Annotated in this window: 19 protein-coding genes and 1 tRNA gene; 11 read left to right on the top strand and 9 right to left on the bottom strand. The window is 52.2% G+C overall.

Translation table 11 applies throughout. The features are described from left to right. Positions 1–52 precede the first annotated feature (52 nt). From rpsI to IPK01_11125, 6 genes are all read left to right on the top strand, one after another. Complete coding sequence (rpsI, locus tag IPK01_11150) at positions 53–445, top strand: 30S ribosomal protein S9 (GenBank protein MBK7934033.1); 393 nt, start codon at positions 53–55, stop codon at positions 443–445. Positions 446–588: 143 nt separating this feature from the next. Continuing rightward, the gene (rpsB, locus tag IPK01_11145) at positions 589–1,662 is read left to right on the top strand and encodes a 30S ribosomal protein S2 (protein MBK7934032.1); all 1,074 of its coding nucleotides are present in this window, start codon (positions 589–591) and stop codon (positions 1,660–1,662) included. Positions 1,663–1,755: 93 nt separating this feature from the next. Next, the gene (tsf, locus tag IPK01_11140; GenBank protein MBK7934031.1) at positions 1,756–2,418 is read left to right on the top strand and encodes a translation elongation factor Ts; all 663 of its coding nucleotides are present in this window, start codon (positions 1,756–1,758) and stop codon (positions 2,416–2,418) included. Positions 2,419–2,499: 81 nt separating this feature from the next. After that, on the top strand, positions 2,500–3,216 hold the full coding sequence (locus tag IPK01_11135) for a UMP kinase (protein MBK7934030.1): 717 nt from the start codon (positions 2,500–2,502) through the stop codon (positions 3,214–3,216). A 2-nt stretch (positions 3,217–3,218) separates the two neighbouring features. Beyond that, positions 3,219–3,779, top strand: coding sequence for a ribosome recycling factor (gene frr, locus IPK01_11130; protein MBK7934029.1), 561 nt, complete (start codon positions 3,219–3,221; stop codon positions 3,777–3,779). A gap of 177 nt (positions 3,780–3,956) precedes the next feature. After that, positions 3,957–6,635, top strand: coding sequence for a hypothetical protein (locus tag IPK01_11125; GenBank protein MBK7934028.1), 2,679 nt, complete (start codon positions 3,957–3,959; stop codon positions 6,633–6,635). 8 nt (positions 6,636–6,643) lie between these two features. Here the strand turns inward: IPK01_11125 and IPK01_11120 are convergent, their stop codons facing one another. The 8 genes from IPK01_11120 to IPK01_11085 all read right to left on the bottom strand — a co-directional run bounded on the left by IPK01_11120 (position 6,644) and on the right by IPK01_11085 (position 11,003). Next, a complete protein-coding gene (locus IPK01_11120) occupies positions 6,644–7,048 on the bottom strand; it encodes a hypothetical protein (protein MBK7934027.1) in 405 nt (134 codons plus the stop codon). Between the two features lie 44 nt (positions 7,049–7,092). Beyond that, a complete protein-coding gene (locus IPK01_11115) occupies positions 7,093–7,725 on the bottom strand; it encodes a hypothetical protein (GenBank protein ID MBK7934026.1) in 633 nt (210 codons plus the stop codon). Continuing rightward, positions 7,688–9,121: a UvrD-helicase domain-containing protein gene (locus IPK01_11110; GenBank protein ID MBK7934025.1), complete on the bottom strand. Its 1,434-nt coding sequence runs from the start codon at positions 9,119–9,121 to the stop codon at positions 7,688–7,690. The genes IPK01_11115 and IPK01_11110 overlap by 38 nt, the downstream gene beginning before the upstream one ends. Further along, a complete protein-coding gene (locus tag IPK01_11105; GenBank protein MBK7934024.1) occupies positions 9,040–9,597 on the bottom strand; it encodes a UvrD-helicase domain-containing protein in 558 nt (185 codons plus the stop codon). Before IPK01_11105 ends, IPK01_11110 begins: the two co-directional genes overlap by 82 nt. Before the next feature lie 28 nt (positions 9,598–9,625). Beyond that, a complete protein-coding gene (locus IPK01_11100) occupies positions 9,626–10,183 on the bottom strand; it encodes a hydrolase (GenBank protein ID MBK7934023.1) in 558 nt (185 codons plus the stop codon). Between the two features lie 6 nt (positions 10,184–10,189). Further along, the gene (locus IPK01_11095) at positions 10,190–10,375 is read right to left on the bottom strand and encodes a hypothetical protein (GenBank protein MBK7934022.1); all 186 of its coding nucleotides are present in this window, start codon (positions 10,373–10,375) and stop codon (positions 10,190–10,192) included. Positions 10,376–10,477: 102 nt separating this feature from the next. Then, positions 10,478–10,921 (bottom strand): acyl-CoA thioesterase, encoded by a 444-nt coding sequence (locus IPK01_11090; GenBank protein MBK7934021.1) that lies wholly within the window; start codon positions 10,919–10,921, stop codon positions 10,478–10,480. A gap of 8 nt (positions 10,922–10,929) precedes the next feature. Continuing rightward, positions 10,930–11,003: transfer RNA gene (locus IPK01_11085), tRNA-Gln, on the bottom strand. Between the two features lie 139 nt (positions 11,004–11,142). On the opposite strand from IPK01_11085, the gene smpB reads away from it, so the two are divergent. From smpB to sucC, 5 genes are all read left to right on the top strand, one after another. Continuing rightward, entirely contained in the window at positions 11,143–11,601 is a 459-nt protein-coding gene (gene smpB / locus IPK01_11080; protein ID MBK7934020.1) for an SsrA-binding protein SmpB, read from the top strand. Positions 11,602–11,656: 55 nt separating this feature from the next. After that, positions 11,657–13,156, top strand: a complete 1,500-nt coding sequence (locus IPK01_11075) for a leucyl aminopeptidase (protein MBK7934019.1) — start codon at positions 11,657–11,659, stop codon at positions 13,154–13,156. Positions 13,157–14,358: 1,202 nt separating this feature from the next. Next, entirely contained in the window at positions 14,359–15,255 is an 897-nt protein-coding gene (locus IPK01_11070; protein MBK7934018.1) for a hypothetical protein, read from the top strand. 24 nt (positions 15,256–15,279) lie between these two features. Beyond that, on the top strand, positions 15,280–15,576 hold the full coding sequence (locus tag IPK01_11065) for a hypothetical protein (GenBank protein MBK7934017.1): 297 nt from the start codon (positions 15,280–15,282) through the stop codon (positions 15,574–15,576). Positions 15,577–15,706: 130 nt separating this feature from the next. Then, positions 15,707–16,867: an ADP-forming succinate--CoA ligase subunit beta gene (gene sucC / locus IPK01_11060; protein MBK7934016.1), complete on the top strand. Its 1,161-nt coding sequence runs from the start codon at positions 15,707–15,709 to the stop codon at positions 16,865–16,867. Positions 16,868–16,957: 90 nt separating this feature from the next. Here sucC and IPK01_11055 read toward each other — a convergent pair whose 3' ends face one another. Then, the gene (locus IPK01_11055) at positions 16,958–18,310 is read right to left on the bottom strand and encodes a DUF1624 domain-containing protein (protein MBK7934015.1); all 1,353 of its coding nucleotides are present in this window, start codon (positions 18,308–18,310) and stop codon (positions 16,958–16,960) included. Between the last annotated feature and the right edge of the window lie 18 nt (positions 18,311–18,328).

The raw sequence follows: 18,328 nt of genomic DNA, 5'->3' as shown, positions 1-18,328 counted from the left end.
TCGCAAGATTCCGTTATTCGAAATTCATCATTCATCGTTCGAAATTTGATATATGGCAGACATACAGTATTACGGCACCGGCCGCAGAAAGACCTCGACCGCACGCGTTTACCTTCGTCCGGGCAATGGCAACATCGTCATCAACCGCCGCGAATTCGACGCTTACTTCCCCAACGAAGCTCTGCGAATGATCATTCGCCAGCCGCTCCGTTTGACGGAGACGGCAGAGCAGTTCGACATTCTAGTAAACGTCGACGGCGGCGGCCAGGCCGGACAGGCAGGTGCTGTTCGCCACGGCATCACGCGTGCGTTGATGGAATTTAACGCTGACCTGCGTCCCGCTTTGAAGAAAGCAGGCCTCGTCACACGCGACCCGCGTCAGAAAGAACGTAAAAAATACGGTCAAAAAGGCGCCCGTGCGAGATTCCAGTTCTCGAAGAGATAATTAGAGTTCAGAGTGCAAGCTTTAGCTTGTTTCTCCATTGAGTGGATACAAGCTAAAGCTTGCACTCTGAACAAAATCCATCGACAAGACACTTTGGTTAAACACCGTCTTGCCGAGTACATAAACCAAGGAGATATAAAGTTTTGGCTACAGTAACGATGAAAGAGCTCCTCGAAGCAGGAGTTCATTTTGGTCACCAGGTCCGCCGTTGGAATCCGAAGATGAAAGAATACATCTTTGGCGAACGCAACGGCATTTATATTATTGACCTCCAGAAAACGCAAAAGCTTTTCCGCGACGCTCTCAACCACGTCACCGAATCGCTCACCGAACGTCCGAATCAGAAGGTCCTGTTCGTCGGCACCAAACGCCAGGCTCAGGACGCCATCAAAGAGGAAGCCGAACGCTGCGGGCAGTTCTACATCAACAACCGCTGGCTCGGCGGCCTTTTGACGAACTACGAGACCGTCAAAAAATCGATCAACAAGCTAAAAGAGATCGAAACGATGCGCGAAGACGGCCGTTTTGAGATGCTCACCAAAAAAGAGCGTCTCCAACTCGACCGCGAGCACGAAAAATTGATGAAGAATCTTGCCGGCATCAAAGACATGAACGGAATGCCCGACATGATGTTCGTAATTGATGTCCGCAAAGAAGATATCGCGATCAAAGAAGCAAACCGCCTCAACATCCCGATCGTAGCGGTCGTCGATACAAATTGCTCACCCGAGGGCATCGACCTCGTAATTCCGGGCAACGACGACGCTCTGCGTGCGATCAGATTGTTCGCTTCGCGTATCGCCGACGCCATCATCGAAGGCCGTCAGGTCGGAACCGAAGGCCGCACGGCTGAGATCGAAGCCGAAGAAGGCGGCGAGGAAGCTAACGCTCCTATCGTCGAATCTACGATCTCGATCCCCAAGCAGTTCCTCAGCGAAGATGACGTTGCCGAGATCGAATCGGTCGACATCCCTGAGGAAGTTGACGAGGACGACGAAGTAGAAGTAGTCGCCGAGACGGAAACTGTCGAAACCACGGAAGTCGAAGCTGCGGCGGTCGAACCTGTGGATGCCGAAGCTCCTGCGGTCGAAACAGCCGCTGCTGAAGCTCCTGCTGAGGCATCTGGATTGGTCGAAGAACCTGCGGCAGAAGTTCCGGCCGCCGAAGAAACGGCCGCGGCAACAACCGAAGAGAGCACAGAAGCGACAGCAAGCTAAGTAAATTTTTATCATTGATAGCGTAGCTCGTTTCCGTTCACAGCGAAATGGCTACGCTTTTTTACAAGCAGACATTATTATTTAGAGGTAGTTATGGCAGAAGTTACAGCAAGCGCAGTTAAATCGCTGCGTGAAAAATCAGGTGCAGGAATGGTCGATTGCAAAAACGCTCTCGTCGAAGCAAACGGCGACGAGAACGCAGCAATGGACATCCTTCGCAAAAAAGGCATGGCACAGGCCGGCAAGAAAGCCGGTCGTGTCACCGCTGAGGGTGCGGTCGGTTCGTACATTCACATGGGCGGCAAGGTCGGCGTACTCGTCGAGATCAATTGCGAAAGTGATTTCGTCTCACGCGGCGACGAGTTTCAACAGCTCGTCAAGGACGTTGCGATGCACATCGCGGCGACCGATCCGCGTTACACGAACCGCGACGAAGTTCCGGCAGCCGATCTCGATAAAGAACGCGAGATCCTGATGGAGCAGCTCAAAAATGACCCGAAGAACGCCAGCAAACCCGAAGATGTTCTCAATAAGATCATCGAAGGCCGCCTGAACAAATTTTATGAGGACAACGTTCTCGTCGATCAGGCGTTCGTCAAAGATCCTTCGAAGACGGTCGGCGAACTCGTTGCCGAAAAGATCGGTTCGATCAAAGAGAACATCTCGATCCGCCGCTTTTCACGTTTCAAAATGGGCGAAGGTATTGAGAAAAAGGCGGACGATTTCGCCGCCGAAGTCGCGTCGATGGTCGGCTAGTATCGTTTGGCGGTTGGCCGAGGGCAGTTACCAGTACATGAACTGTCTGCCTTCCGCTAACGGCCTACTGCCTACATACTTATGGAGCCTGCATACAAACGTATTCTGCTTAAGCTTTCGGGCGAAGCCCTTGTGGGTTCGCAGAACAACGGCATTGACACCAAGGTCGCTGCCGCTGTAGCGAAAGAGGTCAAGGCGGTCCATGATCTCGGCGTGGAGATCGCCATCGTCATTGGCGGCGGCAATATCTTTCGCGGCGTGTCAGAGTCGGCAGGAAACATGGATCGCGCGGCCGCCGATTATATCGGAATGCTCGCGACTGTGATGAATGCCGTTGTGCTGCAGGACTCATTGGAACAGCTGGATGTTTATACACGCGTGATGTCGGCGATAGATATCCCGCAGTTGGCCGAGCCCTTTATTCGCCGGCGTGCTGTCAGGCATCTTGAAAAGAAACGGGTCGTCATCTTTGCTGCCGGAACAGGAAACCCCTATTTTACGACCGATTCCGCTGCAGCCTTGAGGGCACTCGAGATCGAATCTGAGGTCATTCTCAAAGGTACTAAGGTCGATGGAATTTATTCCGCTGACCCGATGAAAGACCCGACAGCGACCAAATTTGACAAGATCTCGTATCAGGAAGTTCTCGAAAAACAACTAAAAGTGATGGATGCCTCGGCGATATCGCTTTGTATGGACAATAATTTGCCGATCATGGTCTTTAACATGCAGCGGTCCGAAAATATTATCAAAGCCGTTTGCGGCGACCTTTCGATCGGAACATTAGTGAGTAATTAATTATGAGCGCACAAGACGTAATTAAAGAGACCGGCCCAAAAATGGACCATGTGGTCGAAGATTTTAAGCGAAAGCTATCTAACATCCGCACGGGCCGTGCAACTGTCGGTCTGCTCGACGCGGTCGTCGTCGACTACTACGGCGTCCCGACGCCGCTCAATCAGATGGCATCTATCGCCGTTCCGGAGCCGCAAATGATGACGGTCCAACCGTGGGATGCGACCGCGATGGCTGGGATCGAAAAGGCGATCACTGCCGCCAATCTCGGACTTAACCCTTCGAATGACGGCAAGATCATTCGCCTGAGTATTCCCGCTCTTACCGAAGAACGCCGTAAGCAGTTCGCCAAACAGGTTCACGAGGTCGCCGAGGAACACCGAATTGCCGTCCGCAACGTACGTCACCAGTCCAATGATCTGCTCAAAAAGATGCTTAAGGACAGAGAGGTCTCCGAAGACGAAGAGCGCAGCGGCCTCGAAGACGTCCAGAAATTGACAAACACTTACATCGCCAAGATCGATGAGCTTTCCAAAAACAAAGAAGCTGAGATCATGGTCGTTTAATTTGCGATGGTACGTGTGATCCGTATTGTCCGGAATTGGATAGCAACGTCACATTTGGATTTTGAATCAGACCCTCCGAAACACTTCGGAGGGTTTTTCCATGCACCGAACTTTACTTTCCATCGTTCCTGAATTGGAGTATATTTGTACAAAATCTTCGCTCGGCCGCTTACGACAATGAACCGCATATACCAATTTACGATCTCGCTTGTTTTGCTCGCCGCTTTTATGACAAATGCCCTTCCCTGCGGGCCCGGATATATCTCGCCGGTCTTTGACCAGACCAAGGCTCCGGAGAATCCGTACGCAAATTATGCAGCGGGGCGATTGGGCATTATCAAGACAGGATTCAACCGTTCGATCCTCTTCGCGGCATATCGATATCTAAACGGCGGCAGTTTTTCGGCGGATGATCAACGCTTGCTCGTCGAACTGTGGAAAGCCGAAGTAGACCGTGATTATCCGCAGCAGGATGATGTCGGCGATGCGGTAAAGGCCTGGGTCGCACAGCGCAAGGTCGTCCTTGAAAAAGAGGAAAAGCCGCCGGAGATCTATGTCGAACGTTCGTATGGCGGCTATGACTTTTTTCCGAACTGCACCAAAAACGCATTCGAGGTAGCCGCGGAAACACTTTCAAATCGTATTTCAGAGCATGGTGCGACCGATTCGGCCGTCGCGAATTGGGTCGCCGCTCAGGATCAGGTCTTCAAGAATTGTGCCGCCGGAAAACAAGCACCCGACGATGCCCCGATGGGTGCCCCGGTCTGGCTTCAAAAAGATCGTGCGTACCAAAAGGCCGCCGCCGAGTTCTATTCGCTTGATTATGCGAATGCGAAGAAACATTTTGCCGAAATAGCTCAGGACACCGAATCGCCGTGGGCCGAGACAGCCGATTATCTTGTAGCCCGCACGCTCATCAGACGTGCCAGCCTTTCCCCGTCTGCTCAATCAGCGAAGCCCTATTATGAGGAAGCTGAGATCCATCTGGAACGCTTTGTTTCGAAGACCGGTAAATTTGCCGCGTCCGCAGACCGCATGCTCGGCCTGATCAAATACCGCCTGCACCCTAAGGAACGCGTCGGTGAGCTGGCCAAAACACTTTCGTACAGATCGGGAAACGACAATTTCAAGCAAGATCTGATCGATTACACGTGGCTGCTCGATAAATTTGAATCGGAAGCGATACAAGCTGAAGAAAAGCGAAAGATAGCTCTCGCTGCCGCGAAGGCCGGCAACACAAATACAGTACCGCCCGCCAATACCGAGACTGAGACCGAAAAGGTGCCGGATGACGGCATGCTGCAGATCAATCTCTATTCTGAGAGCTACGCTGAGTCATGGAGTTTTAAGGTCAAGCCCGAGGCGACCGATGCCGAATTGATCGCGGCCGCGGAAAAGGCAGTAGGCAAGCCATTGACCGATGCGATGAAAAAGAGCGTTCGCGAATCCAAACAGTTAGCATACGCCTCGCGGTTCAGCGACAGCCAGCGTTCAGACTACGAAGGCGGTTATTACACAGAAGAAGAACTGAATCTATCGGCACTGCCGGCTTTTTTGCGAAACGATGACCTGACCGATTGGCTTTTCACGTTTCAGACCCGAACGCCCGAAGCGTATCTGTATTCATTGAAGCGATTTCGCGAATCGGGATCGGAACTCTGGCTGATGACGGCGATCTCGAAGGCCGAAAGGAACTCGACCGATGTCGCACGCCTGCTCGAGGCCGCAAACAACACCAGCCGGACGTCAACCGGCTATCAGACTATCGGCTTTCATCAGGCACGCCTGCTCATCGATCTGGGCAAGACGGCAGAGGCCAAAACCTTGATCGATGACGTTCTGGCGATCGGCGATGATCTGCCGATTTCGACTCGCAACAACTTTCTCGATCAGCGAAGACGCATCACCGAATCGCTCGACGATTTTCTCAGATTTTCGCTGCGCAAACCGTACGCTTGGGATTTCAGCGGCGACGTCGGCAGCATCGATGAGCTGATCGCAAAGGAAAAGATGTACTACGACCCGGAGTATCACAAGGACGGACAAGAGGCCTATAACAAAGAGGTCGAAGACCGATATAAGGAACAGCGCGAATGGCAAAGCCGCGACATGCTCGATACCGCCGCTATCGACCTGATGAATCGCACTTTCCCTCAGCCGCTGCTCATCGAGGTCGAACGTTCAGAGGCTCTTCCTGATTATCTGCGTGCAAAATTTGTTGTTGCGATCTGGACGCGGGCATATTTACTTGACGACACCGCGACATTGCTCAAAATGACGCCCGAAATGGCCAAACATTTCCCGGATCTCGAACCGCAGCTCGAGAAGATAACGGCCGCGACGACCCAAGCTGCCCAAGACAGGGCAATTCTGTATTTCATTCTCAAAAATCCGCTATTGAGTCCTTATATCGAGGACGGCATCGGCAAATCTGATAATGAATTTGGCGATTGGGACTCGAACGACTGGTGGTGTTCGTCGTATCTTGAGGCTGACGAACCCGGCACCGACGCGTCCGAGGAGGTCGACCTTGGGTTCAAGCGTCTGCCTGCTCCTAAGTTCCTGACCGCTGCTCAGCGTCAGGCGGCTATCGCTGAGAGAAAGAAGCTGATCGCCCTCGGCGATGCACCTGAGATGCTCGGAAAACGCGTTATCGATTGGGCAAAGCGTTTTCCCACGGACAAACGCGTTCCCGAAGCACTTTATATAGTCCAGCGTGCAAACGGATGGACCAAATACGGTTGCGGAAGCAACGAAGACCTGCAAGCTCAGATCACGGCGATCATGAAAAAGAGCTTCCCGTCCAGCGAATGGACGCGAAAGCTCGAATCTGATGAATCAGAGAAAAGCCAGTAAAAACGGCTCTACTGGCTTTTCTTTTTATCTTCTTCTGCCTTGAATTTGTCGAGTTCTTTTTTGAATTCGCTGCAGTTCTTGGCAAGTTCGGTCTTGTCGTTCTTGTTCTTTTCGACACTGTCCTTGATCGACTGTTTGATCTTGTTCAGCACCATCTGCTTTCCGGCCTTAACTACAAAATTATCGTCCGGATTGTTCATCTCGGCGGTTAGCATGTCCATGACCTGGTCACATTCCGGAACGCCGATCTTTTCATCGCCGACAACAGTGTCAACGCCCTGATCCGTCAGAGATTTGTTCGACGACTGAGTGTTGCCGGTCTTTCCTTTGTCCGCGAACGGATTCATGCCGCAACCGAGCACCGCCGCAAACAGCAGTGTGCAAACCAAGAGTATCGCAAATTTGTTTTTCATATTCGTTTTTCCTGATCGAGTTACGCCTGATCGACGTTCAACGTTCACACTTTTTGCAGATTAGCATATTTTTCGATCAGCTTCTTTTGGCCGAAACCGGGAAAGCTAACGGTCAGCTTTGTATTATCCCCCGAACCCTCGCGTCTGAGCACGAGCCCGCGTCCATATTTAGCATGCATCACATGCGACCCAGGGATCAGCCCGCTTTTATTCTCAGATATGATACTCGACGCAGCAGGTGGTTCAGGCCTACGTTCCGGAACTTCTGGCGTCTGGGACCTCAAATTTGAAATCTCCGATATCGTCTTCCGGTACAGAGGCACGTTGCCGGAATTCTGAGAATCGGGCGGCTCGGCCCCTCGCTCCCCTTCTCCCCTTCTCCCCTTCTCCCCTTCTCCCCGTCTTCCTACGGGCGTGATGTCTTTCTTTTTAAAAAATTCCGCGATCGCTTCGGCATTGTTGTACGTCTTGCCCGTATAGACGTTCTTTGGCTTTTCCGGTGGGCTTTCGCCTCGCAGGGCACTCTGAGTGGCCTTCGCCGCCATTGTCGTCGTACTTCGGGCATATGAGAGCCAGGACGAACCCGGCGATAGATCTTCGATCAGTTCGAGCGGCATTTCGTTCAAGAATTGTGACGGCTCAGCCGCGATCTCCTCGCCGTAAACGCGCCGCCGCATCGAATGGGTCACGTACAAGATATTCTCCGCCCGCGTGATCGCCACATATGCCAGCCGACGCTCCTCTTCCAGTTCCTTCGGATCGTTGATCGAACGCGAATGCGGAAATATTCCGTCCTCCAAACCAACGAGAAATACGACCGGAAACTCCAGGCCCTTTCGACGAATGAACCGTCATCAGCGTCACCGGAGCATTTCCGTCGAATTTATCGGTGTCCGATGTCAGCGCCGCGTGGTCGATAAAATCACGCAACCCGTCGATCTCCTGCTTGTCGTAATCGACCGCAGCGTTGACGAGTTCTTCGAGATTCTCGAGCCTTGCTTCGGCCTCGTCCGAATTCTCGATCCGCAGCGAACTTGCATAACCTGTATCCTCGATCGCGGCAACCACGATGTCCGATACCGGCTTGTCCGCACCGTTCGATTCCGCAACCTTTTTGATCAGGTTTTCGATCACCTTGCGAAACGAACGCATCGCCTCTTTGGCCCTCGGCGTCAGGTTCACCTGCAAAGGTAGATCAGGATCGGTTATCGAGGCGATGGTCATCCAAAGCGACGACCCGGCGGCCTTTGCCTGCCGCTGCAGTTCATCAAGACTGGTCTTGCCGAGCCCTCGAGTCGGCGTATTTATGACGCGGAGCAAGGCTATATCATCGAATGGATTCATCGCGGGCGTGACATATGCGATCACATCCTTGACCTCGGCACGCTCGTAGAACGAAAATCCACCGACGATGTTGTATTCGATCCGCATCCGACGAAGCGATTCTTCGAACAGACGTGATTGCGCATTAGTGCGATACAGGACTGCGATCCGCGAATCGCCCCGCCGGCGTTGATGCTCTTCGATCTTTGACGCGACAAACCTTGCCTCGCTGTCGCCGTCGAATGCCTGATAGTAAAAGATGCGTTCGCCGCCGGGATTTGCGGTCCATAGCTTTTTCTTTTTTTGATTGATGTTCTTGTCGATGATCGCGTGGGCGACGTCGAGGATCGTCTGCGTCGATCTATAATTCTGCTCGAGCAAGATGACCTTTGCGTCCGGAAAATGCTCTTCGAACCCGAGAATATTACGAATATCAGCCTGCCTAAAACCGTAAATACTCTGAGCATCGTCTCCGACCACACAGATATTCTGTTGCTTTTCGGTCAAAAAGCTGATCAACGCAAATTGCAGTGCGTTTGTGTCCTGATATTCATCGACCAGAATGTACTTGTACCGCTCGTTATATTTCTGGCGTGTTTCGGGTGATATCCGCAGCAATTTCACGGTTTTGATCAGGAGATCATCAAAATCAAGTGCGTTAGCGGTATTCAGCCGCTGATCGTACATCTTAAAGACCTTCGCCATCGCCGCCCGTTTTTCATCACCGTATTCGATCTTGGACGCGAACATTTCCGAGTCTTCGCCGCGGTTCTTTCCGGCACTGATCGCGGCCCGAACGACGCGCGCGGATTGATCTGCTTTTCGTCGAGTCCGAGGTCCTTGATGCATGCCTTTACGACCTTGTTCGAGTCGTCGGTGTCATAGATCGTGAACGACTTTGTATAGCCCTCATCAAGCTTGTCGATATCCTGCCGCAGGATGCGCACGCATAGGCTGTGAAACGTCGAAATGAGCGGATTTGAGTTGAGTTTTTGATCCTTTATCAGCTCCGCAACACGCGAACGCATCTCGCCCGCGGCCTTATTCGTGAAGGTGACCGCCAAAATATTGTGCGGTGCAACCTGTTTTTCCGCAATAAGATACGCGATCCGCACCGTGATCACACGCGTCTTGCCCGAACCGGCACCTGCCAGTATCAAGAGCGGCCCGTCGGTCGTCTTAACGGCCTCGACCTGCTGAGGATTTAGGGAAGCTAAAATATCCATTAAAGAGTGGCTGTAATCGGCATTCTGATCATTTGATCAGAGACTGAATTTCCTTGAATTGTTCGTGCTTCGAGTCTCGCATTAGTTCGAACAATGCCATCTCGATCGAGGACGAGATCGCACCGCTCGCCAGCATTTTCGTGAGTCCGGCTTCCCTGTTGTACTCGAACCGTGTGCAAACACAGTCGGTCAAAACATGGACCTGAATCCCTTGATCGAGCAGGTCATGGACGGTCTGGTTTACGCAAACATGCGTTTCGAGCCCGCATATCACGGCCTGTTTGATGCCTAATTCACCTAGCTTTGCAGCGAACGCATCTGATCCGCACGAGCTGAATGCCGATTTTTCAAATACTTCGCCGGAATCAGCCATTACGAGTTTGATCTCTTCAGCCGTATGCCCGAGTCCTTTCGGATACTGTTCGGTCACTAAGACCGGCAAACCAAGAACCTGAAACCCGCGAACAACCGTCGCCGCCCGCGACGCGATCAATGCAAAATCAGGTATCGCATTGCGAAAGCCCTCCTGAATGTCGATGACGACGAGTGCCGTGTGCTTTGGGTCTAGAATGTTGGGATGCGGCATTGCTCTCTACACGTCGGATTCTACTTGTGCAGTTTCCGCATCGCGATCTTTAGCCTGCTTTCTCAGCTCTTTATCGCGCATTTCCTTTTTGTATGTTCTGAAAAAAATGTAAACCGCCGCGATCGAGAGGATCAATATCAAGATCATCATCGCGGCGACAAATATTACTTCAGATCGTCCGGTTCCGGGCATAGGTCGAGTTTTAAAGTTCAAAGTTCAAGGTTTCAAGTTCGAAATCCAACTCCCCGCAAACCTTGGAGTCTGTACCTCGGAATTTGAACGCTGAACTTCGAACTAGCTGGGTGCGTGACCTGCAGGAAAAGCGTTTTCGGCCTTTTGAAGAAGCCGGTCGCGGTAGTATTCGGGCAGGCGTTTTACGTTCTTGTCATGATCGGTCACGACGTGATTCGTTTCGCCTTCGGCTATCAGCACATCGTCTGACGAACGGTGAACCTCGTAAAAAAAGCGTAGGCTGCGGCTGCGGATCTCGCCGACCTTGGTGCGGATCGTTAATACGTCTTCGTAATAAGCGGGTGATTTGTGGCGAACGTAGGTTTCGGCGACGACCATCAGAGCGTCGTCCTGTTCTTCCATCTCTTTGTAGGAAAAGCCTCGGGCCCGGCACAGGTCGCTTCGGCCGGCCTCGAACCAGATAAGGTAATTGGCGTGATGCACAATGCCCATCTGGTCGGTTTCGGCATAGCGAACGCGAACCTCAGTTTCGTGCCAGCCGTCCATAGAATTTTTGGCTGGGAGACAGGGATTCGAACCCCGATAGGCAGATCCAGAGACTGCAGTCCTACCATTAGACGATCTCCCAGCGTAGTTATAATTTACGGGGCGGACAGGCCGATTGTCAAACAACGTACTTGCGGTAACTGTATTGACGTTAGACAATTAAAGTTTCGGGCGAAACGTAGGCTTCTGCCTACTGACTACCGACAACAGGCTACTGACCTATGAAGATGCAGACCGAGATACTCAATAACCGCCAGGCCTATCACGAATATTTCATTATTGAAAAATTCGAGGCCGGTGCCGCTTTGCTCGGCACTGAGGTCAAGAGCATTCAGGCCGGCCGAATTCAGCTCAAGGAATCGTACGTCCAGATCAAGGACGGCGAGGTTTGGCTGTTCGGGTCGCACATCTCGCATTATTCGCACGGCAATATCAATAACCACGACGTCCTGCGTCCGCGAAAGCTGCTGCTCCATCGTAAAGAGATCGAAAAGCTTGAAAAAGAGACCACGCAAAAGGGCATGACGCTCGTCATCACCAGCATTTATTGGAAAAACGGCCGGATAAAATTTGAGATCGGCGTCGCGAAGGGCAAGAAACTATACGACAAACGCGAGACCGAAATGAAGAAAGCGGTCGCGAAAGACACTGCCCAACAGTTGAAAGAAAGGCTTAGATAAGTTATAGATATTAAAGAGCTTTAATAGTTTTCAGACCATTTACATTGAGGTATCGATGAAATTTACGGGAATCTCGGGCAATTTTACCGAGGCTAGTGCAGATGCATTGGCCGTCACAGTTTTTAAGGGCGAAAAAGCAGCCAGCGGCATTCTTCACGATCTGGACAAACTGACCGGCGGCCTCGTCTCGTCGGTCATGAAGTCGGAGGAGTTCAAGGGCGATTCCGGACAGACCGCTTTGCTTCGGTTTGCTCCTAGCGGCAAGGTCAAGGCGAGCCGCGTTTTGCTGATCGGCGTCGGTGACAAGGCAGATTACAAAACGTCCTCAGTCGGTGTCGTCGCGGGAACGGCGACGCGATATCTGCGATCACGCAACATCAAGAGTTTTGCGCTCCTGGCCCGCAGCGAAGCCTCGGCTGCCGATGTGGCTCAGCAGGCTGTGTGCGGATTTATCACCAGCCAGTTCGACCTCGATAAATACAAGACCAAAGACAAGCAGAGCAAAACGGTCGACAGCCTTGTCGTCTGTGTTGACGACGCAAAGCCTGCCGATCTGAAGAACGGCATTGCCCGCGGCCAGGCGCTCGGCGAATCGATGAATCTGACCCGCGACCTCGCCAACGAGCCTGCCAACGTTCTGCCGCCGGCCGAAATGGCAAAACGAGCTCAGGCAATGGCAAAAGAGGTCGGACTCAAATGCGAGATCCTCGACGAAGCCAAGATGACCAAAATGGGCATGGGCTCGCTGATGAGCGTGACGCTCGGATCGTCCCAACCGGCGAAGATGATCGTGCTTCGCTACACACCTGTTAAGAGCACCGCCAAGAAAGGCGAAATGCTCGCTCTCGTCGGCAAGGGCATCACGTTCGACACCGGCGGCATCTCGCTCAAACCGGGCGAGAATATGGACGCGATGAAGTACGACATGTCCGGCGGAGCGACCGTCATCGGCGCAATGCGTGCGATCGCTCTGCTCAAACCGAGCGTTCCGGTCCTCGGCGTTATCGCCGCGGTCGAGAACATGCCTGACGGCGGGGCTTCGCGTCCGAGCGATGTTGTCACAGCAATGAACGGCAAGACCGTCGAGATACTCAATACCGACGCCGAAGGCCGCCTCGTGCTCGCCGACGCCGTCGCTTATGCCGAGAAACAGGGTGCGACCAGCATCATCGACATGGCAACGCTCACCGGAGCCGTGATCATCGCTCTCGGCGATCAAAATACCGGCCTGATGGGTAACGATCAGGGCCTCATGGACGAGATCATCGCCTGCGGCAAAGAGAACGGCGAAGGCTTTTGGCAGCTTCCGGTCAGTGCCGAATACAGCAAACAGATCAAATCGGACATCGCCGATATCAAAAACATCGGCCCTCGGGGCAAAGCCGGCACCATAATGGGCGCCGTCTTTATTCAGGAGTTCATCGACAAAGCCAAATGGGCCCACCTCGATATCGCCGGAACCGCATGGCTCGACAGCGGCAAACCCCACACATCCAAAGGCCCGACCGGCGTCGCCATCCGCACCCTGATCAGCCTCGTCGAAAAGTCGCAGTAGATGGAAATTACAATCGATTAAGCGGAAATTTTTAACCGTGAACAAAAGGGAAAGGCTGCCTAGAGAAGGCAGCCTTTTCAATTATCAAGAATCGCGATATCGCAGGTCTGATCTTAATTTTTACGCTTTCACTGGTATCCGCTTAACCAGACTCAGTGTTTTTTAAACGGATTTTTTACCGCTCAAGAATTCATCTCGCAGTTGTTTGATTGCTGTGCCTTTTCTTTCGCGGTTGTTTTCGCCGGATCCTGCTCCCATCATCCTTACCGACATTATATGGTGTGGCCCTTTTCGTTTTTCTCCGAATAATCGGATCAAGTCCATTCCAATCGTTCCATTGTGTTTTTCGTGCAGCCCGTTTGATCCTTGGGGTAGGGGTTGCAGTTGGCACAACGCCATTGCTTTCTTCGGTCGTGGTTGGTTGAAACGCGAACATTGAAACTACAAATGTGGCGATGATGGTTGCGATTATTGCTAAATTTACTCTTTTCATTTTTCTTTACTCCCTGTTCTCCACAAGCGTGCTGATACACTGCGATGTAAAAGACCGAATTGCTTGCCAGTCAGCACAAACCGCCATAGCGAAAAATATATCACGGATCATTGATTTAGCGGCAAATTCTGTATGTATTAACAAAATCAACCGGGGTCGAACATCAGCAGCGGTTTGGCCCGCTTTCGTGCGATTCTCTTTACATAGTCCTGTTTAGTCGAAGTCGATCTTTCCAAATTCTACCACCGCTATCGAAAACTTTTAGAAAATTCGCTGCGATTGGCGGCTGGGTGCGACGTGGGCTTGCGATGGGATGGTGGAGATCCTTATTTTGATGGGAATGTTGGGGGGCGATGGGATTTTCGTTGTGCCTGGATAGCAACAGCAGATCGGGCAGCCAGCGACAGTTTTTAGAACCCGTTCTGCGATTGTCGCTCGGGGTCTTTTTTATTGTCGCTGACCCCGTTTTTTACTGTCGCAAGCCCCCTAAAACATTGTCGCCATGCCCCCTAAAAACTGTCGCAGAACTCATCATTACGGCATTTTCTCCAATTTTGTTGATTTAATTGTGGTACGTACCACACTATTGTTGGTGAGGTAAAAAATACACGTTTCGTCTTCCCCCAAAAATCGATTATTAGTGGATAATAATTGACACGCGACCGACAATCTTGTCTAATCCTCTTATCCAAAACATCACCAACGGATAATGCACCGAAACCTAACAAATCTGATCATCGTGGCAGTCGTAATATTTTTTGTTACGGCATGCTTCTGCCGTTCGAACCGCGACCAGCCCAATGATCCGGGGACGACGGCAAACAAGGCGTCAGGCTCAACGCCGACACCGAACAGCGACAAGAAACCTTCGTCCTCGCCCGACACTTCGGCCGGAGATAAGGAGGACAAAGGCGATTTCACGGTCGATCACATCGCGGTCAAATCTTCGAAATACGTCGAGATCGATAAACAGGTCAAGTCCGAACGCTTACTCGAAAAGGCCGCAGACCAACTCAACAAGAACCTGATCCTGCCGTATGACCTCGAGCTTCGGACCGAAGAGTGCGGCCAGGCGAACGCGTTTTATGATTCGAACGATACATCGGTGACCGTCTGTTACGAGCTGATGGAGCATTTTTACGACACATTCCGCGGTACCGGAATGGCCGATGATAAGGCATACGATAAGATGTTTGACGCCGTCAGGTTTGTCTTCCTGCACGAGATAGGCCATGCTCTGACCGACACGTACAAACTGCCGATCACCGGCAACGAAGAGGATGCTGCGGATCGCTGTTCGGCGTTCATCAATCTGACCGAGCTTGGCGACGACGGCGTCAGGGCCGTTCTCGCAGCGGCCGATTCGTTCAAGATCGAGTCGAAACGACGAACTGCTGACAAGAGCGACCTCGCCGACGAACATCTGCTGCAGGAACAGCGGTTTTACAACTCGCTATGTATGATCTACGGATCAAATCCGTCGAAGTATTCGAACATCGTGACCGACGGATATCTGCCCAAGGCTCGAGCCGAACGCTGCGAATCAGAATTCACGCGTACCGCCGAAAGTTGGGCGACGCTGCTAAAACCCTGGCGTAAAGGCTGAGAACTTAACAACTAAGGAGAAAATATGAAACGAAACGTTATTACTGTCACATTTGCACTTTGTGCTCTCTTACTTGTCGGACTCGCGTGCGGCGGCAGCAGTGCCGCTGCGGACGAGAAACAGGCCGGGCCCGAATTCGTCGGAGCCTGGACATCGAAAGACGGCTCGTCGATCACCATTCGCTCCGACGGCAGTGCCGATTATAAGATCGGCGGGACGTCCGTCACCGGAGGCAAGGCCCTAGTGAGCGAAAAAGAAAAGACGCTCAGGATCGCCATGTTGGGCATGGGCTCGCCGATGAAGATCGACAAGGCACCCTAAAATGGCGAAATGACCATTGACGGCGTCGTTTATAAGAAATAGACGCGTTCAAAATTGGGATCAAAGACGGCTGCGGAGCCGTCTTTGATTTTTGCGTGTATGGACGCTAAACTCTTTATTTCAAACACCTATGAAAATCCACGAATATCAAGGCAAAGCCATCCTCAAAGAATACGGCGTTCCTGTTCCCCGCGGCATTGTCGCCCGCACGCCGGACGAAGCCGAAGCGGCCGCACGTGAACTCGGCACCGACGTTGTTGTTGTTAAGGCTCAGATCCACGCCGGAGGGCGAGGCAAGGGCGGCGGCGTAAAGATCGCCAGATCGCCCGCTGAGGCCCGCGAAATGGCATCTCAGATCCTCGGCATGACCCTCATAACGCATCAGACGGGACCTGAGGGCCGTATCGTCAAGACGCTCCTCATCGAAGAAGGATTGCCGATCGACCGCGAGTTCTATTTAGGTATCACGCTCGACCGCGTAACAGGCCGAAACGTCTTTATGGCGTCGTCCGCCGGCGGAATGGACATCGAAAAGGTCGCCGAAGAAACTCCCGAATTGATCCTCAAGGAAACGATCGATCCGGCCGTCGGGCTTCGTGGATTTCAGGCACGCAAGCTCGCTTTCGGCCTCGGCATTCCGGCGGAATTGATCGGCCAGGCTACGAAATTCATGCTCTCGCTCTACGATGCGTACGAGAAGATCGACGCGTCTTTGGTCGAGATCAATCCTTTCCTTTTGACCAAAGACAACCGCCTGATCGCTCTCGATGCCAAGGTGACCTTTGATGATAACGCTATGTTTCGGCATAAGGATTTCATCGAGCTCCGGGACCTCGACGAGGAAGAACCGCTCGAGATCGAAGCTTCAAAATACGACCTGAATTACATCAAGCTCGACGGTAATATCGGCTGCATGGTCAACGGAGCCGGCCTGGCAATGGCGACAATGGATATTATCAAGCTAGCAGGCGGTGAGCCTGCCAACTTCCTCGACGTAGGCGGCGGTGCCAGTCAGGAACGAGTCGAACAGGCATTCAAGATCCTGCTCGCCGATAAGAATGTAAAAGCCGTGCTGATCAACATTTTCGGCGGAATTGTCCGCTGCGATATGGTCGCCAACGGCGTCGTCGCAGCCTACAAGAACCTGGGGATGACGATACCTATCGTCGCCCGCCTCGAAGGCACCAACGTTGAAGAAGGCCGCCGCGTCCTACGAGAATCAGGCATCGGCATCCAAACCGCCGAAGGCATGCAGGACGCCGCCGAAAAGGTCGTTGCAGCCGCAGGGTAAGAATGCAATAGCCGCAAAAAGGCGCAAATAACGCAAAAGTAGAAATGGTCTTCTTTTGCGTTTTTTGCGCCTTTTTGCCGCCAATTCCTCCTAAACTCTTATGTAGATCTGCTTTCGATATAAAAGCCACATCAGGAAAAGCCAAAGCAAAATAAAGCTGATGGCATAGGCGAGAGACGCATCGATCGGATTGAAAATTGGGAGATAGATGTTATTCATTGTCCACCGGCCGAGCGAAATCGGCGTGCCTTCGGGGCCGGTGACGCGATAGGCAGCGATCATTCGGGCGAAGAAGCCGGTGAACACGAAAAGCGGCAGAGCATTGACACCGAAGATAACAAAGGGCTGAGCCCATTTTTTGTAACCTTGAATATCTATCAGCCAATAACAGAACCCGAGCACGAGTAATGCTAATCCAGATGTCGCGAGGACGTATGAACTCGTCCACAGTGCCTTGTTCATTGGGAAATAGCTGTTCCAGATAAGGCCGAGAGCTAGCAGAGCAAGGCCAAAGAAAAACATTCCGCTGGCCTTATTCAGTGCAGAATGCTGCATGATGAATGATGAATTCGGAGGCTGCGATTCATCATTCTGTATTCTGAATTCAGTATTTCGAATAAGCCACTTTCCGGTCAGTACTCCCGATATGCACGTCACGATCGCAGGGATCGTTGAGAGAATCCCTTCGGGATCAAAGACCTTTCCGCCCCGCCAGATGTGGTTTTCAGTCAGGATCAGGCGATCTAGATACGCGGCGAGATTGCACGCCTTGTCGCCGATGCTCGTCACTTCGCAGCCCGGAACAGGGATCGTGGTCATTATTAACCAATAACCGAGCAACATCACGGCGCCAATGCCTACCTGCTGTTTCCACGTCGTATGCAGAAATATGATGGACGTGATCAAATAAACGACCGCTATACGCTGCAGGACACCAAAAATACGCAGTGTTCCGTAGTTGTAGGGCACCACGTTATAACCCGCGAGGTTCATTCCCGCAATTCCGAGCAATGCCGCCACACACAATACGGCCGCTATCTTGAAATTTCGAAGCAGCAGAAAGAACAACGACGCCGTAAACGCCAGCCAGATCAGCATCTTTAGCGGATCGGGAGCATCTGTGGCCTGGAATTGAAAAAAAGGAACGATCGAGATCGCGGCCCCGAGCAGGTAGATCGAAATGGCCCGCTTACCAATCCGCCAATATGCGGAGACATCCGGTTTCTCGCCGACGCGTTTGCCCAGGCTAATTGCGATCGAAACACCAACGATGAAAATAAAGAAAGGAAATATCCAATCGGTCGGCGTCAGGCCGTGCCATTCGGCGTGTTCGAGCGGCCAATAGACCGGCGATCCGCCCGGATTATTGACAAGCACCATCCCCGCGATGGTCATACCGCGAAATACATCGAGGGAAACAAGTCTTTGGGTTCTTTCGATCATGTTCTGACTTTCGAGAGG

The sequence above is a fragment of the Acidobacteriota bacterium genome, from assembly GCA_016713675.1.
In the GTDB taxonomy this organism is placed as follows: Bacteria; Acidobacteriota; Blastocatellia; order Pyrinomonadales; family Pyrinomonadaceae; genus OLB17.
Note: the sequence above shows the minus strand (reverse complement) of the source record. Positions and strands in the feature narration are given on the sequence as shown.

Coding starts and splice junctions, on each gene's coding strand:
- IPK01_11115 (MBK7934026.1), bottom strand. CDS start 7,725: ATGCGGCGGCGCGTTTACGGCGAGGAGATCGCGGCTGAGCCGTCACAA.
- IPK01_11100 (MBK7934023.1), bottom strand. CDS start 10,183: ATGCCGCATCCCAACATTCTAGACCCAAAGCACACGGCACTCGTCGTC.
- IPK01_11090 (MBK7934021.1), bottom strand. CDS start 10,921: ATGGACGGCTGGCACGAAACTGAGGTTCGCGTTCGCTATGCCGAAACC.
- smpB (MBK7934020.1), top strand. CDS start 11,143: ATGAAGATGCAGACCGAGATACTCAATAACCGCCAGGCCTATCACGAA.
- IPK01_11055 (MBK7934015.1), bottom strand. CDS start 18,310: ATGATCGAAAGAACCCAAAGACTTGTTTCCCTCGATGTATTTCGCGGT.
- IPK01_11065 (MBK7934017.1), top strand. CDS start 15,280: ATGAAACGAAACGTTATTACTGTCACATTTGCACTTTGTGCTCTCTTA.
- IPK01_11120 (MBK7934027.1), bottom strand. CDS start 7,048: ATGAAAAACAAATTTGCGATACTCTTGGTTTGCACACTGCTGTTTGCG.
- IPK01_11075 (MBK7934019.1), top strand. CDS start 11,657: ATGAAATTTACGGGAATCTCGGGCAATTTTACCGAGGCTAGTGCAGAT.
- IPK01_11135 (MBK7934030.1), top strand. CDS start 2,500: ATGGAGCCTGCATACAAACGTATTCTGCTTAAGCTTTCGGGCGAAGCC.
- tsf (MBK7934031.1), top strand. CDS start 1,756: ATGGCAGAAGTTACAGCAAGCGCAGTTAAATCGCTGCGTGAAAAATCA.
- IPK01_11070 (MBK7934018.1), top strand. CDS start 14,359: ATGCACCGAAACCTAACAAATCTGATCATCGTGGCAGTCGTAATATTT.
- IPK01_11105 (MBK7934024.1), bottom strand. CDS start 9,597: ATGGATATTTTAGCTTCCCTAAATCCTCAGCAGGTCGAGGCCGTTAAG.
- IPK01_11095 (MBK7934022.1), bottom strand. CDS start 10,375: ATGCCCGGAACCGGACGATCTGAAGTAATATTTGTCGCCGCGATGATG.
- IPK01_11125 (MBK7934028.1), top strand. CDS start 3,957: ATGAACCGCATATACCAATTTACGATCTCGCTTGTTTTGCTCGCCGCT.
- IPK01_11110 (MBK7934025.1), bottom strand. CDS start 9,121: ATGTTCGCGTCCAAGATCGAATACGGTGATGAAAAACGGGCGGCGATG.
- sucC (MBK7934016.1), top strand. CDS start 15,707: ATGAAAATCCACGAATATCAAGGCAAAGCCATCCTCAAAGAATACGGC.
- frr (MBK7934029.1), top strand. CDS start 3,219: ATGAGCGCACAAGACGTAATTAAAGAGACCGGCCCAAAAATGGACCAT.
- rpsI (MBK7934033.1), top strand. CDS start 53: ATGGCAGACATACAGTATTACGGCACCGGCCGCAGAAAGACCTCGACC.